Annotated in this window: 5 protein-coding genes; 3 read left to right on the forward strand and 2 right to left on the reverse strand. The window is 43.7% G+C overall.

Features of this window, described 5'->3' with window-relative positions:
* Positions 1-4 precede the first annotated feature (4 nt).
* The 3 genes from NSS76_RS03540 to NSS76_RS03550 are packed head-to-tail and all read left to right on the forward strand — an operon-like array spanning position 5 to position 14640.
* Positions 5-7237, forward strand: a complete 7233-nt coding sequence (locus NSS76_RS03540; RefSeq protein ID WP_341080805.1) for an SDR family NAD(P)-dependent oxidoreductase — start codon at positions 5-7, stop codon at positions 7235-7237.
* Positions 7230-13640 carry an HAD-IIIC family phosphatase gene (locus tag NSS76_RS03545; protein WP_341080808.1) on the forward strand — a complete coding sequence of 2137 codons (6411 nt, stop codon included), beginning with the start codon at positions 7230-7232 and terminating at the stop codon, positions 13638-13640. Before NSS76_RS03540 ends, NSS76_RS03545 begins: the two co-directional genes overlap by 8 nt.
* Positions 13633-14640 carry a phosphotransferase enzyme family protein gene (locus NSS76_RS03550; RefSeq protein WP_024424545.1) on the forward strand — a complete coding sequence of 336 codons (1008 nt, stop codon included), beginning with the start codon at positions 13633-13635 and terminating at the stop codon, positions 14638-14640. The genes NSS76_RS03545 and NSS76_RS03550 overlap by 8 nt, the downstream gene beginning before the upstream one ends.
* 40 nt (positions 14641-14680) lie before the next feature.
* Here the strand turns inward: NSS76_RS03550 and NSS76_RS03555 are convergent, their stop codons facing one another.
* Together NSS76_RS03555 and NSS76_RS03560 are read right to left on the reverse strand one after the other, a co-directional pair.
* A complete protein-coding gene (locus tag NSS76_RS03555; protein ID WP_024424546.1) occupies positions 14681-16087 on the reverse strand; it encodes an alkaline phosphatase in 1407 nt (468 codons plus the stop codon).
* Between the two features lie 112 nt (positions 16088-16199).
* The gene (locus NSS76_RS03560; RefSeq protein ID WP_024424547.1) at positions 16200-16892 is read right to left on the reverse strand and encodes an MgtC/SapB family protein; all 693 of its coding nucleotides are present in this window, start codon (positions 16890-16892) and stop codon (positions 16200-16202) included.
* Positions 16893-16921 lie beyond the last annotated feature (29 nt).

Consider the following 16921-nt stretch of genomic DNA (forward strand, 5'->3'; position numbering starts at 1 on the left):
GCGTATGTCTGATCAAGAGCAATGGATCGAATCTGGATTTGAAATTGCAGTCGTAGGATTAGCAGGTACGTTTCCCGGAGCACCGAATGTCCAATCGTTTTGGGAAAATATATCGCAAGGGAAAGAATCCGTTACGTTTTTCACTGATGAAGAATTAAAGGCAGCGGGTGTAGATGAGACGCTGTTAAAACGGTCTGATTATGTGAAGGCGAAGCCATATTTAGAGAATGCATCTTCTTTTGATGCAGACTTTTTTGGCTACTCTCCGCGAGAGGCATCCATTATGGACCCGCAAATTCGATTGATGCACGAATGCACATGGCATGCGCTAGAGGACGCTGGCTATGAGCCTGAGCAATACGAAGGGTTAATTGGCCTTTATGCCGGGGCATCTAGCAATTTATCGTGGATGGGGCAGCATATGTCGTCTCTTGAAAAGAATGAAGATGTGTTTCAAATCATGCATCTCAATGACCCGTCCTTCGCTTCCCGGGTTGCCTATAAATTAAATCTAAAAGGACCAAGTGTATCAGTGCAAACGGCTTGCTCCACGTCGCTTGTTGCTATCCATATGGCCTGCCAAGGATTAATCGGCGGCGAATGTGACCTTGCACTAGCGGGGGGCGTCACACTCCATCAGCCACAGATCACAGGATATCAATACCAAGAAGGAATGATTTATTCCCCTGATGGACATTGCCGTCCGTTTGATGAAAAAGCAAAAGGGACCATTTTTGGTGAAGGTGCAGGCGTTGTTGCACTAAAACGTTTAAAAGATGCGATAGAAGACGGAGATTTTATTTATGCCGTTGTAAAAGGATCTGCAACGAACAATGATGGAAGCAACAAAGTCGGCTATACAGCCCCTAGTGTCAGTGGACAGGCAAGTGTCATTGAATCTGCTTTAGAAATGGCCGAAACAGAGCCAGAGACAATTTCATATATCGAAGCACATGGAACAGGTACGCCTGTTGGAGATCCGATTGAGATTGAGGCACTTACTCGTGCTTTTCAAACAGAGCAAAAAGGATTTTGCCGACTTGGGTCAGTCAAAGCCAATATTGGGCATTTAGATGCCGCCAGCGGTGTAGCTGGTTTTATCAAAACAGTCATGATGCTGCATCATCGACAATTTGCTCCAATGCCGCACTTTGAGAAGCCGAATCACCGTATTCCATTTGATCAAACGCCATTTTATGTTGGAACAGATAAAGAGGAGTGGAAGACGTCTCATTTGCCAAGGAGAGCTGGAGTCAGTGCCTTTGGTATAGGGGGAGCAAATGCCCATGTCATCTTAGAAGAGGCAAAGCCGAGAGAAGCAAACAGCACGACCTTCTCCAAAGAATTAATCGTGCTGTCAGCCAGATCAACGCATGATTTGAAGAACATGACAAAAAACTTGAAGGAATATGTCTCCTCACATCATGAACTCTCACTTGGTCAAGCAGCTTATACCTTACAAAGGGGAAGAAAAGCCTTCAAATATCGAAAAACGCTTGTCTGTTCCACACGTGATGAATTATTAGAACAGCTGCATGTGCTAAACGAAGAGACGCCAGGCAGAGAAAGTCTTCTTTATAAGCGGATAAACATGAGGCTGACTGGTTTTCATGAAGCAGGATTACGTGATTACATCAAGCTGTATGAGAAAGATCTTTCATTTAAAACAGAAGTGGATCGTTTAATGAGCCTCGTCCAATCCGTGATACCTATTAAAAAAGACGATCTGTTCCATTTCAAACAAAACGGTCACGCAGAAGTGGCTATGCTGATCATGACATTGGCTTTTGCCAGCCAGCTAAGATCACTTGGAATTGAACCAGACGTATGGATTGGAGAGGGCAGCGGGGTGTGGACAGCTTTATGTGCAGCAGATGGGCTTGAGCTAACAGAGGCGGCATCTATTGTATACCGCCTTCATGACAACCAGATGATCAATCAAAAGCTGGCTGCATTGCCTCAGAAGACACTCCAACAGCCTGTTTACATTGCGCAGACAGGGGAGGAACTAACTGCTTTCGATCCATCGTCTGCAATGCGTTTCCTTGATATAGAACAGCCTGTAAAATCGCCTTTGTTCAAGCAAGAATCACCAGCCTTGATGATTGATCTTTCAAAGAAACAAGGAATTGTGGTTGAAAAGGGAGCAGAAAAAACAACCGAACCACTTGATGGAGACCTGATGCAAGTCGCAGGTGTTCTTTGGGAAATGGGGGTCGACTTAGCTTTTCCTTTAACAGAGGAGAAGAATAGGCAGCGCATTCCGCTTCCAGGCTATCCATTTCATAAAACAGATTTCTCTGTACAAACAAAAACGATGGCAGCTATTGAACCACAAAAGCCGAAGGCTGTGAAGCGTGACTTTCCTTCACTCGCCTCTTTACAAAAAGATATTCACACCATTGTTCAAACTCATTTTGGATTTGATCAAATGGATGATGACTCGCCATTTTTTGAATTTGGTGCGACATCACTTGATATATCTCAGCTTGCAGCAAAAATCTCTGAGCGATTGGATCAACAAATTGACACTGTTCAATTGTATCGATTTGCTACAGTTGCAAGTCTTTCTGAATACTTATTTAAAGAACAAACGGAACGTGAGCAAACACCAGCTTCTTTCCCAAAAAGAAATACATCACAGGAAAATTCAGATATTGCGATTGTCGGAATGGCAGGAAGATTCCCAGGGGCTTCATCGCTAGAAGACTTTTGGCAGCGTCTTGTGAATGGCGAGGAAATGATTCACTTTTTCACAGAAGAAGAACTCAAGAAAGCAGGGCTGGATGCGTCAGTCTATCAGCATCCGAATTTCATTGGAGCAAAAGGACGTTTACAAGAAATTGAAGGTTTTGATGCAGATTTCTTCAACTATTCTGCTAGAGAGGCAGAGCTAATGGATCCACAATTCAGGCTCTTGCATGAATGTGCTTGGGAAGCGCTGGAGGATGCTGGCTGTGACCCTGATAGAATGGCAGGGAAAATTGGAGTTTATACAGGAACAAGCCCAAATCATGAATGGCTGACACGCTTTGCACATCAAATGGAAGCAACCGAGCAATTCAGCGCAATGCTGTTAAATGATCGTGAGTTCTTTAGTACGCAACTTTCTTATAAATTGAATCTACACGGGCCTAGTGTGACGATGCAGACAGCTTGTTCGACCTCACTTGTCAACATTGGCATGGCCTGTCAAGCATTATTGAATCAAGAATGTGATGCAGCACTGGCTGGAGGTGTGACGGTTAGTTCTCCAGAAAATATCGGCTATATTTATCAAGATGGAATGATTCAATCAAAAGATGGCCATTGCCGTCCGTTCGACCAAGAGGCGAGCGGAACCATTTTCGGAGATGGAGCGGGGATCGTTCTGTTAAAACGTTATGAAGATGCGATAAGAGATGGCAACCCGATTCATGCGGTCATCAAAGGGGTTGGCGTAAACAATGATGGCAGCCGAAAAGCTGGTTTTACCGCTCCGAGTGTGGAAGGGCAGGCAGAGGTATTAAAAGAAACGTATGAAAAATCAGGTATAGATCCCGCGTCTATCGGTTATTTAGAAGCGCATGGTACGGGGACAAAAATGGGAGATCCAATTGAAGTATCCGCCCTTAGCCAAGTGTTCAAAGGAACAGAGCCGCTGACAATCCCAATCGGTTCAGTTAAAAGTAATGTCGGACATTTAAATAGTGCGGCAGGGATTGCAGGTCTGTTTAAAGCCATTTTGGCTATTCAGCACAAAACGATCCCGCCAACCATTCATTATGAATCACCCAATCAGGAGATTCCTTTTAAAGATACACCGTTTTATGTGAATCAAAAGGCGCTGTATTGGAAGGAATCAGATAAGCCGAGAAGAGCAGGGGTTAGTTCTTTCGGTATCGGCGGGACAAATGCCCATATGATCATAGAAGAAGGCATACGTGTGAAACAAAAGTCAGCTTCTAAGCAAAAGCAGCTGCTCGTTTTATCTGCAAAAACGGATACCGCTTTAGCGAAAATGACAGATCAATTAAAGCAGTATGTGATACAGCATCCTGAAGTTCCGCTTGAAGATATTGCTTATACATTGCGTTATGGCAGAAAGCAATTTCCATATCGAAAAGCGATCGTGCTTGCGTCTGCTGATGAATGGCTGCAGCAGAAACATCTTGAAACCAGTGTGTTCCGAAGCAAAAAATGGCGTAAAGCTACCTTTATGTTTTCAGGTCAAGGTGCTCAATATGCTGGCATGATGCGCGAATTATACGATGCAGAACCAGTGTTCAAATGGGAAGTGGATAGATGCTTCAAATATGTAATGGAGACGGAGCAAGTTGATTTAAAAGGCATTGTTTTTCCAGAGAATGAAACGAATGAAGACATCACAAAAACGTCAAATGCTCAGCCGCTTCTCTTTATATTTGAGTACGCATTAGCAAAATTACTTCAGCATAGCGGTGTTGAGCCAGAGTCAATGATTGGGCACAGTATCGGCGAATATGTTGCCGCTTGCTTGTCAGGGGTCTTTTCTCTGGAGTCAGCATTAACACTCGTAATGGCAAGAGGCAGATTGATGCAAGGAATGGAAAAAGGCGCCATGCTTAGTGTGCAACTACCCGAGGCGGAGCTGAATTCGATCATCGATGAATCGCTTTCGATTGCTGCAGTCAATGCAAAAGACCTTTGTGTCGTTTCTGGTAAAGAAGAGCATATCACCGCTTTTGAAAAGAAATTACAGGACAAAGGAATTGTGACAAGACAGCTCCATACTTCTCATGCTTTTCATTCCTATATGATGGAGCCGATGCTTGAGGCGTTTCAACAATTCGTAGAGAAAGTAGAACTGCATGAGCCGACGATCCCGTTCATATCAAATGTGACAGGCACTTGGGCGACAAATGAAGAGGTGATGACAGCATCTTATTGGACTAACCATCTGCGTGGAACCGTTCGTTTTCATGAAGGTTTATCACAGCTGTTAACCGATGAAGTACGAGCTCTCATTGAGGTCGGACCTGGAAACAGCTTGACGGCATTAGCGAAACGTCATGAAAACAAAGAGTCTCATCATGATGTCCTAAATATGGTGAGGCATGCAAGGGAACAAGCGGATGACCATGCGTATTTCTTAAAACGTATAGGAGAGCTATGGGCAGGCGGTTATGAGGTCAAAACGCAGCCGCGTCCAACTCAAGAGGAACGACAGCTTGTATCGCTTCCCACATATCCATTCGAACGAAAACGATATTGGATTGAAGCAGGAAAGCCCGCTTCTCAGCAGCTGTCCATTCCTAAGGAAACGAAGAAAAAAGAGATGGAAGAATGGTTCTATCTGCCTTCATGGGAGCAGCAGCCGCTAAAACCAGTTTTCGAAAAAGAACCAGAAGAGCAAACGTGGCTCATTTTCAAGGAACAGGATGCCTTTCATGAACTGTTTGCACAATCATTCAAAGAACAAGGAATGAAGGTCATTTTTGTCACAAAGGGTGAGGTCTATCAAGAGCTGGATCAGGCGTTTACGATCAATCCGGCAGAAGGTAAGCACTACAGAAACATGCTAGATTCATTGTCTAATAAAGGTATCAATATCAATCGGATTCTGCATTTATGGGAATCTGCGAAAGAAGAGGACGGCTTGAATCGCCAAGCGGCCTTTCAGACGCACATTGAAAAGGGCTATTACAGCTTAATTTTCTTATCTCAAGCGATTGCTGCACAAAAAAATATTCGAGAATGCCGTTTGTTTACTGTCACTAGCGGAATTCAGCCAGTTACAGGGAATGAGATGATATGTGCAGAGAAAAGCGCAATGCTTGGTCCGGTTAAAGTCATTTCACAGGAATACCATCACATTAAATGCTGGAATATCGATGTGGAAGATGTACCGGATGTTATGACTTGGAAGGAACAGGAGCTTGTCGATCTTATTGGGCAGGAAATTATGCAGCCTGGAAAAGACCAGCTTGTAGCGTATCGCAATCGTCAACGCTGGGTGCAGAGCTACAAACGTTTGCCGCTGCAAAAAGAAGATGGACTTCCGAAACTGATCAGGCCAAATGGTGTGTATCTCATCACGGGTGGTTTAGGCGGCATTGGATTTGTTCTATCAAAGATGCTGGCGAAAGAAGGAAATGTTCATCTTTATTTAACAGGAAGAACGGCATTGCCGCCAAGAGATGAATGGGCGTCATATGTTCAACAAGAGAATGCCGATGAAGCGCAGCGTACGAGAATTAAGAAGGTACTCGAGCTTGAAAGATTAGGTGCAACAGTAGAAGCGGTGCAGGCGAATGCAGGAGATCTTAAGCAGATGAAACATGTTTTTGAAATCATTCGCAAAAAGCATGGCGGCGTTGATGGTGTGTTCCATGCGGCAGGATTACCAGGAAGTACATCCTTCCGAGCCATTAAAGATATCCCATCTACACTGGCGCAGGGAGAGGATCAATTCCAATCAAAAGTGAAAGGGCTCGATGTGCTAGAGCAGCTGCTGGAGCAAGAACAAGCGGATTTTTGTCTCCTCTTTTCATCCATAAGTGCACTGCTCGGGGGCTTAGGATTCTCTGCTTACTCAGCAGCTAACTTATATATGGACGCATTTGCAGCTAGACTCAATCAAAATAGTCAAACTCCATGGATGTGTGTGAACTGGGATGCGTGGAATTTCTGGGGTGAGCTAGAATCCACAATTGGTGAATCGATTAATGAGCTTGCGATTTTACCAGAAGAGGGTGCTGAGCTGTTCCAATATGTTCTGTCTAACCGGCAGAATCGTCACATGCTCGTGTCCACAGGAAATCTTGAAGAACGGATAGATCAATGGCTGTCATTAGAATCGAAGGCTGCAGTGAGTGCGGATTCATATGAAGTGTCTAAGCACGAAAGACCAGAGCTGGGCAATCCGTATGTGGCTCCTCGAAATGAAACTGAAAAAGTGATCTGTCAAGTGTGGCAGGATTTTATGGGCATGGAGCAAGTGGGCATTCACGATAACTTCTTTGATTTAGGTGCAAGCTCGCTGGATATTGTTCAAGTGACCAATCGGTTAAATCAAGCACTTCAAACAAATGAAGCCGTGGTGACCTTGTTTACGTACCCATCTGTCGCAGAGCTTGCAAAATATATTCAGCCTTCTGAGGAATCGAAGGAAGATACGATGGAAGAAGAACTAGCCGTCGTCACATCAGGTGATCGAAGAGCTCGTTTTAAACAGCAACGGAATAAAAGATTGAGAGGCGGAATCGAGAATGAATGATACAACGAATCACTATCATGGCGCAGAAATTGCTGTTATCGGTCTTGCAGGTCGTTTTCCAGGTGCCAAAAACGTAGATGAATACTGGGAGAATCTGAAAAAAGCAAAAGAAACAATCTCCTTTTTTACAGAGGAAGAATTACGAAGTGAAGGTACAGATGAAGCCTTATTGAAAAACCCTCGTTTTGTCAAAGCAAAAGGGATGCTTGACGATGTCGATTTATTTGATGCGGATTTCTTTGACTATACTCCGAAGGAAGCGGCTATGATGGATCCGCAGTTCAGACTGTTTCATGAATGTGTTTGGACGGCACTTGAAGATGCTGGGTATGATCCGTTTGAATATAAAGGGCAAATCGGTCTTTATACAGGTGCAGGAATCAATACAGAATGGGTCATGAGAGCACTTCAAGGGGCAGCTCAAGGTGAGGATTCAAAAACGCTGGAAGCTGCTGTTCTAAATATGCGTGACTATTTGGCGACGATGATTTCGTATAAATTAAATCTAAAAGGACCGAGTATGGTGGTGCAAACCGCCTGCTCGACCTCGATGGTGTCGATTCATTTAGCTGTTCAGGCTTTATTAAGCGGAGACTGTCATATGGCTGTTGCAGGCGGTGTGTCCATTCGCCTGCCGCAAAAATCGGGTTATCTATATCAAGAAGGAATGATCCATTCTTCCGACGGTCACTGCCGCGTTTTTGATAATAAAGCAGATGGAACCGTTTTTGGAGATGGTGCAGGAGCTGTTATTTTAAAAAATTTAGAGGATGCAATTGAAGACGGCGATCACATTTATGCTGTCATTAAAGGATCTTCTATTAATAATGATGGAAATAGAAAAGTAGGGTATACGGCACCGAGTACGAAAGGCCAAGTATCAGCTATTAAGACAGCACTTCGAATGGCCGAGGTTGAACCTGAATCCATTTCTTATATTGAAGCACATGGAACCGGAACAACACTAGGAGATCCGATTGAAATTGAAGCACTCAAGCAAGCGTTTGATACAGATAAAAAAGGCTTTTGCCGCATTGGTTCTGTCAAATCAAATGTTGGTCATTTGAATGATGCATCAGGTGTCGCCGGCTTTATTAAAACCGTATTAAGCTTAAAGCATCAAGTGATTCCGCCAACGATTCATTTTGAAACACCGAATGAAAAAATTGAATTTGCTGATTCTCCATTCGTTGTTAATACGGATTTGACGCCATGGAGCGAGCAGACCTCTCCTCGCAGGGCAGGTGTAAGCTCATTTGGGATTGGTGGAACAAACGCTCATGTCATTTTAGAAGAAGCACCTGCTGCACGTGTCCCAGCAGATCGCACAGAAGATAGTGAACTTCTTTTATTATCTGCGAAAACACCGGCAGCCCTTGAAAAAATGACGGATCGCCTTGCTGACTATTTACTTCAGCATCAGCAGCATATCCGTTTAAGCGATGTCGCCTATACGCTGCAAACAGGGCGCCATCATTTCCCGCATAAACGTGTCATTCTTGGAAGTGATACAGCTGACATGTTACAGGCGCTGAATCAAAGGTCAAAAGAGGTGGTCAAGACGGCCAGCTCTCAAACATCGAGCCGACCAATCGTCTTTCTTTTCCCAGGCCAAGGATCTCAGTATGTGGACATGGGGCGTCAGCTTTATGACAAGTATCCAGTTTTTAAGAAAGCGCTGGATCAATGCTTGAATCAATTCAAACAGCATGTCTCAGTTGACCCGTTCAGCATTTTATTCTCAACAGAAGCAAGCGATGATCCTCAATTGATCAACCAAACCGAATACACACAGCCGCTTCTGTTTAGTATGGAATACGCTTTGGCTAAATTGCTGATTCATTTTGGCATCAAACCGCAGGCGATGATCGGTCACAGTATTGGAGAATACACTGCTGCTGCCGTATCTGGTTTACTGTCTGTTGAAGATGCCGTAGATCTCGTCTGTTATCGTGGACAGCTGATTAGCCAGCTTCCAAAAGGCTCTATGCTGAGCGTACCTTTGAGTGAACAGAAAGTGCTGTCATATTTGACGGATGACCTTTCACTTGCGGCAGTAAATGGGCCTGAGTTATGTGTGGTGTCTGGTGAGACGGCATCTATTGATGCACTCGCTGAGAAGCTGGAGGCAGCTGGACATGGGTGCAGAAAGCTTCACACCTCTCATGCCTTCCACTCTAAAATGATGGATGATATCCTGCCATCATTCAAAGAAAAGGTAGCTGAGTATCAATTGAATGCGCCATCTATCCCGTATATTTCTAACGTCACAGGTACGTGGATTGAACATGAAGCAGTGCAAGATCCAGCATACTGGGCTGATCACTTGCGGCAAGCAGTTCGTTTCCGTGATGGAGCAGAGACATTATTAACGGAGCTTGATCCCATTTTTATTGAAGTTGGACCGGGGAATACGTTAAGCGCCTTTATTCGCCAAGTCTCAAAGGTTCATCATCAGCAGCCGATTCCATTGATGCGTCACCCGAAAGAAGAGGCAGCAGATGACCGCTACCTGCTGGGAAGATTGGGTGACATCTGGCTTCAAGGAGTGCCTGTGGACTGGACAAAATTACGAAATCAGAAATCGAATCAAAAAGTATCCCTGCCAACTTATCCGTTTGAACGACAAAGATATTGGATTGAAAAGGTAGATACAGCCGCGTTATCCTCGTCTTCAGGTGTGCAAATGGTCGTGCCGAAGGAAAACAAAGGGCAGGAAATAGAAGAAAGCAATCAATATCAATCCACCGAGGCGAATGGTATAGAAGCAACATTACAGCGGATGTGGAAAGATATTTTAGGAATTGAAAAGGTGGGAAGAGACGATCACTTCTTTGAGCTTGGAGGACATTCGTTAAATGCGACCGGTCTTATTTCTCAAATTCACAAAGAGTTTGGTGTAGAACTAACGCTCACAGATATGTTCAACCATCCGACGATCGAGAAGCTCCAAGCATTCATTGAAAAGGCAGAGAAGCATCAATATTTCAAAATTGAACAGGTGGAACAGAAAGACACGTACCCATTATCCGCCGCTCAAAGACGAACATTCCTCATTCATCAGCGTATTGGTCAAGTGACTTCATATAACATGCCAATGGCTCTGAGATGTAAAGGTGAAATCGACGTCGAGCGCTTTGAACAGACCTTTAAGCAATTGATTGATCGTCATGAAACCTTGCGAACGACCTTTGAGTTAAAGGATGGAGAACCTGTTCAGCGCGTCCATGATGATTTTCAATTTGCTGTTGAAATGACTGAGGCTGATGAGCAAGAATTAGAAGCACAAATCGATGAATTCATTCGTCCATTTGACTTAAAGGCTGCACCATTGATTCGTGTGCGTTTTGTGAAAATTGTAGAAGATGATCATCTTTTATTAGTTGATATGCATAATATTGTCGCTGATGGAGCGAGCATGAACATCTTTATTAAAGAATTTACTGAGCTCTATCGCGGGGAAACCTTGCCGGAACTTACTGTGCAATATAAAGATTATGCAGTGTGGCAAGACAAATATTTCCGCAGCGAGATGTTTCAAAAGCAGCAGGATTATTGGAAGGAGCAAATGGGCTCAAATGTTCCGACTTTGACAATGCCATATGATTTTGAACGAAAGGAACAATCCTTTTTGGGAAGAGCGATCAAATTTAATATTGAACCGCACATCGTTGAGAAAATTGAACAGCTCGCTGAACGATATCAGCTGACCAATAACGTCATCTTGTTCCAGCTTTATGGCCTGCTGCTCTCACGTTATGCCGATCAGCAAGAACTGATTGTCGGTTCTCTTGTGGCTGGAAGACGTCATGCAGATATTGAGCATACGATTGGGATGTTTACGAACTTCCTGCCAATCAAACTTGACATGGCACAAGAAGCATCCTTTATAGAACAATTGGTACAGACAAAACAAGTTCTACTCGATGCGTACGACCATCAAGAATACCCGTTTGACCAAATGGTCGAGCATTTGAATCCAAAAACAAGGCCGCATCGCAATCCATTCTTTGATACGATGCTTATCTATCACAATGAATACGATCCGAATATTAAAATTGAAGCTGATGGACTGACCTTTGAAACGCATGAGTTTGCAAAGGGAATTTCCAAACTCGATATGAAAATGGATGTTGTCAGAGAGGTAACGGGTGAGTTAAAGTGCGTCCTTCAATACAACCTTGCTCTGTTTAAACATGAAACGATGCAAGCTTTCGTCAAGCACTTCCAGCACTTGATCGAACAAGCTGTTCAAACACCAGATCAACTGCTCAAGGATTTCGCTGTGCTTTCACAGGAAGAAGAACAAGCAGCAAAAGAGAAAAGAGATCGTGCAGAGAAAAAAGAACCACTTGTGCTCACAATCAGCTCGACATTTACAGCAGATCCAGTTGCTCCTTACATTCAGTATTGGACCAAGCAGTTTGATGTGCAGTTCGATATTCAGTTTGCACCGTATGGGCAGGTGTATCAGGAGCTGTTAAATGAGCGCAGCCTTATCTCACAGAAGAAAAACGGTGCAAATCTTCTCCTCATTCGTCTAGAGGATATCGCTGGTCCAGCCCATCTCTCACTGGATGAAAAGAAAAAACTGGCTTCAGAGCATGCAGAAGAACTTGTAAATGTTCTGAAATCAAAAACAAAACATAACCTATATTTTGTTGGTATTCTCCCGATAAGTGCGGCTCTTAGGGACACGTTGCAAGACGTGGAACAAGAGTGGATTGCTCAGTTATCTAAGATAGGCGGTGTTCAGTTGATCGACTGTCGTCAGCTTGCTCAGCAATATCAGCTCGATGACATTTTTGATGAAAAAGGAGAGCAAGCCGCACATCTCCCATTCACTGAAGTCTTTTGCGGTGCCATCGGTACAAAAGTCGCGCGAGAGATTATGGCATGGAAAGGTGCACCATTTAAGGTAGTGGCCATTGATTGTGATCATACGCTGTGGAGAGGTATTGTTTCAGAAGACGGTGTGGAAGGCATCGACATTACGCCAGAACATCAAATGCTTCAGCGATTCTTAAAGCAAAAACAACAAGAGGGAATGCTGCTTGTGTTAAGCAGCAGAAATAATGAAGAAGATGTGTGGCGTGTGTTTGAAAACCACCCAGATATGGTCTTACAAAAAGACGATATTGTCGACTGGCGGATCAATTGGGAAAGTAAACCGGGACATCTAAAAGAAATGGCAGATTCACTGAACCTTTCATTATCTCAGTTTATTTTCTTAGATGATGATCCAGCTCAGTGCTTGCGAATGAATGAAGAGCTGCCAGAAGTGATGACATTGCTCTTACCTGCCAATGAAAAAGCCATTCCATTATTTGTTGAGCATGCTTGGGCTTTTGACCGTTATGATGTGACAGATGAGGATAGAGGGCGAACCATGAGCTACAAGGCTGAAAAAGCTCGTCAAAAAGAGAAAGCAGAGTCGCCGTCAATGGAACAATTTTTACAAGATTTGAACTTGCACATGAGTATAACAGAGTGGGGAGAGCAGCACCTTGCGCGTGTGGCACAAATGAGCAGCCGCATTAACCAATTCCGCTTAAATGATCAGCACTTTGATGAACAGCAGCTGAGAGAGCGGATGGAAAATGCGCATGTTCAGGGCTGGCTCATTGAGGCAGCAGACCGCTTCAGTCATGAAGGGATTGTAGGAGCGATCTTGGCTCATCATGCAGGCGACACGTTGAAAATTGATGCATGGATGCTAAGCTGCCGTGCTCTAGGGAAAGGGATTGAGCAAAAATGTCTGAAATGGCTCGCCGAATACAGCCGTCAGCACCAGCTTTCTTCCATTGAATTTACGTTTGTATCGACCGGACGTAATGAACTATTCAAGTCATTTATGGAAGAGCAACAGATCCAGGAGATCCAGGGGCAGCAAACGTATCGTATACAAGTGGCGGAAATCGGTTCATTGAGTGATCACATTCAAATCGCCGGTCACCTGTCACCTCCTCAGCACTCGACTGAAGAAAAAGAGGGTCACAAGATGGAGGCAGCAAGTCATCTCGCTTCTAAAGGTTTTACATGGGAAACGGTTCAAACAGATCAAACGCTGCATAGCGGTTATGTAAAAGCCCTTGAGGTACATGATGAAGATAGTCTACGTTCATTATTAACGACAGAAGTTACACAGGATCAAGGACTTTATGCACAGCCAACCAATGAACGTGAGGCATTACTTTTAGACATTTGGTGTGACATTCTTCATGTGGAAAAAGTAGGAATTGACAACGACTTTTTCGATTTAGGAGGAAATTCTTTACTTGCTGTCAAAATGGAAGTAGAGATTGAAAAGAAGGGTTGGTATGTTGATGATTTGAATTTTGCTGAAAAACACACCATTCGCGAATTAGCAAAATATATGAAGAGGGAGAATCAGCATGCATAAAGATGTAAAAGCCATATATGAAGAATCAAAAATTTTAGATGAGGCTACTCATTTATACGGGGTCAAGCGAAGTGATATCCACTTTATCGCAGATGCAGAAAACTATGTGTATGAACTAAAAAAAGATGGAGAGTCTTTCATTTTAAAAATTACTCATACCATCCGCAGATCACCTGATTATATTTTAGGTGAAATGGAATGGCTGCATCACTTAGCGAAGGGCGGACTTTCCGTTGCGAAACCAATTGCTTCATTAAATGGCCGTGATATCGAGCAAGTAGACGATGGGCAGGGCGGCGCATTTCTGCTTCGAGTCTATGAAAAAGCACCAGGTCGTAAAGTCGAAGAGGCGGACTGGAACGATGAATTATTTTATGCCCTTGGGCAGTACACAGGTCGCATGCACAAACTGACAAAAAGCTATCATTTGTCAGACCCGCGTTATAAAAGACAAGAGTGGGATGAAGAGGAGCAGCTGAAACTGCGTAAATATGTACCAGCAGATCAGACCCTTGTTTTCGAACAAGCGGATCGGTTGATGGCAAAGCTGGCAAAGCTTCCGAAAAATCAAGATACGTACGGATTGGTTCATGCGGATCTTCATCACGGAAACTTCCACTGGGATCAAGGGAAAATTACGACCTTCGATTTCGATGATATTGGGTACAACTGGTTTATGAATGACATTAGTATTTTGCTATACAATGTCTTGTGGTACCCAGTAATTCCATACGAAGACAAAGCTGCTTTTGCAGGAAACTTTATGAAACAGTTCCTAAAAGGCTATCGTGAAGAGAATGAACTTGGAGATGAGTGGCTTGCCTATATTCCTGATTTCCTTCGTTTACGTCACATGCTGATCTATGGCTTGCTGCATCAAGCATTTGATTTGGCTGACATCGGAGAAGAAGAAAAGGCGATGCTCGCCGGCTTCCGTTCCGACATTGAAGAAGCAGCACCTATAACGACGTTTGACTTTACAAAGCTAAGTCAATCTTAAAATGAACATCCCCGCCTATATGATGAGGCGGGGATTGTTTTTATGGACGATAGGTGGATGGTGATTCAATGATTTGAAACAGGTTTTTTCCTTGCTTTGTATTATCGATCCAGCCCTGGAAGGCTGTTTTTCCAGGTCCGTATGCATAGACAGGGACATCCTCACCTGTATGGGCAAAGGTTGTCCAGCCTGAGAAAGAACGCTGATCGAAAATATGTTGAATGCTGAGTTGGATCGTACTGGCCTTTCCTGACTGTGCTGCTTTTTCTACCTGTGATATTTCACCTTCTGTGAGAGAAACTTCAATATAGGTCTGAAGGACATCACGTACAGATTGTCCGTCTGCGATTTTCTTAGCCATATAAACAGGTGTTTTCTTAGCAGCTAAGATGGGCACTGGGTCCCATTTGTAGCCAGTCTCACTTGTCATCCCATCTGTGCCAAACGAAAAACCGCCAGTCGCATGGTCTGCCGTGATGACGACAAGTGTTTCTTGATCTTTTTTCGCGAACTGGAGGGCTGTTTGAACTGCTTTCTCAAAATCCTCCATCTCACTCATTGCGCCAACCACATCATTTTCATGTCCTGCAGAATCAATGGTACTGCCTTCAAGTAGCATGAAAAAACCATGCTGATTATCTTGATTCAATTGGGTGAGTGCTGCCTGCGTCATGTCTTTTAACTTAGGCACATGCTTCGGACGGTCGATGGCTCGATCCAGCTCGTCCTCCTGGAATAAGCCGAGCATTTTCGAAGATGATTGAGAGGTTAGATCATCTTTTGATCGCAGAATGGAATACCCGCTCTTCTTAAATTCTTGAACAAGATTACGGTCTTTTCGGTCAAAATATTGCATTCCGCCACCTAGAAGGATATCAACTTTGTGCTCTCCTCCTATTTTCTCATCAAAAAAGTGGTCTGCAATTTGTTCTTTATTTTTTCGGGAGACGTTATGTGTACCAAAAGCGGCAGGTGTTGCATCGGTGATGTCAGATGAGACAACAAAGGCTGTTTTCATTTTTGCTTCCTTCGCTGCTTCAACGACACTTCTAAGAGGTTGTTTTTCATGATTGACGGCGATGGCATCATTGTATGTCTTTTTTCCAGTCGCCATGGCTGTTGCTGCGGCAGCTGAGTCAGTAATATTATCTCGAGGATCATCTGGATGTGTGGTCTGCATCCCGACTAAATAAGGGTCCCAGACGGTTTTTCCTTTTACAGAAGCATGCTTTTCCTGCTTGAATGTACGGTAGGCTTTGATCATGGGCATCCCCATTCCATCACCAACGATAAAAATAATATTTTTTGGTGTTTTCGTTTGTTTCTTGTCTGCTGCATTCGTTGATACGGGAGTGACATAATGTGAGGTGAAAAGGACAGCTAATAAGAGTACTGCTAGAATTCCGCTGAAAAAAAATATACGTTTTTTACGATCCATAGAGCCCATGAAAAATCTCCTTTTATCATTTATTTCATAATTTGTATTTTATTTGAATGTTCAAAATGGTTCAACCCCTTATCCCATAAAAAAGGTGATGAGCCTTTTGTCTCATCACCTTTTATACCGTATCACACTTCACGCCAACGACGCCTTCTAGATCTTTAATATCAAAGTACACATCGGTTGTATAGCGGTCTTTATGCACACGTACGCGTACTTCCATGATCGGATAGTCCTTTTCTTTTAAATCATCAATTCGTACAGAATGAATGCGGATATTGAGGGCTTTCATTTCTTTTAAAATATCGGTCATGCGGTTTCGGTCAGAAAGAGACATTCTGATGCGGATTTCTTTTTCCTGCAGGCGAATCGGTCCGATCCGCTGGAAGAGCCATGGTAGAAATTCGACACTAATGAGAATAAAGAAAAGACTCAGGAAGGCTTCTTTATAAAACCCTGCACCTGTTGCAACCCCAAGTCCTGCTGCTCCCCAGATCATCGCAGAAGTCGTGAGTCCTGAGATGACATCATTGCTTTTTCGAAGAATTACACCTGCTCCAATAAAACCAACACCAGATATAATTTGCGCCGGTAACCTGAGTGGGTCCATTTGAAGCTTAGAGACTCGAGGGAAATTGTAGGCTGCATCAATGCTGATGATGGTTAAGACGCAGGAGCTGACAGCAATGACAATACACGTTTTTAAGCCGAGGGGCTTTTTCTTCAGCTCTCGTTCAAGCCCGATAATCAGACCGATTAAGGTGGCCACGGCTAATTTTAAGACTGTATCCCATTCAATTGTCCAAAACATGCGTATCGCTCCTTTCACTTCATGTACGT

The organism is Bacillus sp. FSL R5-0654 (assembly GCF_038008745.1).
Lineage (GTDB): Bacteria > Bacillota > Bacilli > Bacillales > Bacillaceae > Bacillus > Bacillus safensis.

What these genes read in the sequence shown, in the direction of transcription:
- NSS76_RS03560 (WP_024424547.1), bottom strand. Translation starts at nt 16,892, where the DNA reads ATGTTTTGGACAATTGAATGGGATACAGTCTTAAAATTAGCCGTGGCC.
- NSS76_RS03545 (WP_341080808.1), top strand. Translation starts at nt 7,230, where the DNA reads ATGAATGATACAACGAATCACTATCATGGCGCAGAAATTGCTGTTATC.
- NSS76_RS03550 (WP_024424545.1), top strand. Translation starts at nt 13,633, where the DNA reads ATGCATAAAGATGTAAAAGCCATATATGAAGAATCAAAAATTTTAGAT.
- NSS76_RS03555 (WP_024424546.1), bottom strand. Translation starts at nt 16,087, where the DNA reads ATGGGCTCTATGGATCGTAAAAAACGTATATTTTTTTTCAGCGGAATT.
- NSS76_RS03540 (WP_341080805.1), top strand. Translation starts at nt 5, where the DNA reads ATGTCTGATCAAGAGCAATGGATCGAATCTGGATTTGAAATTGCAGTC.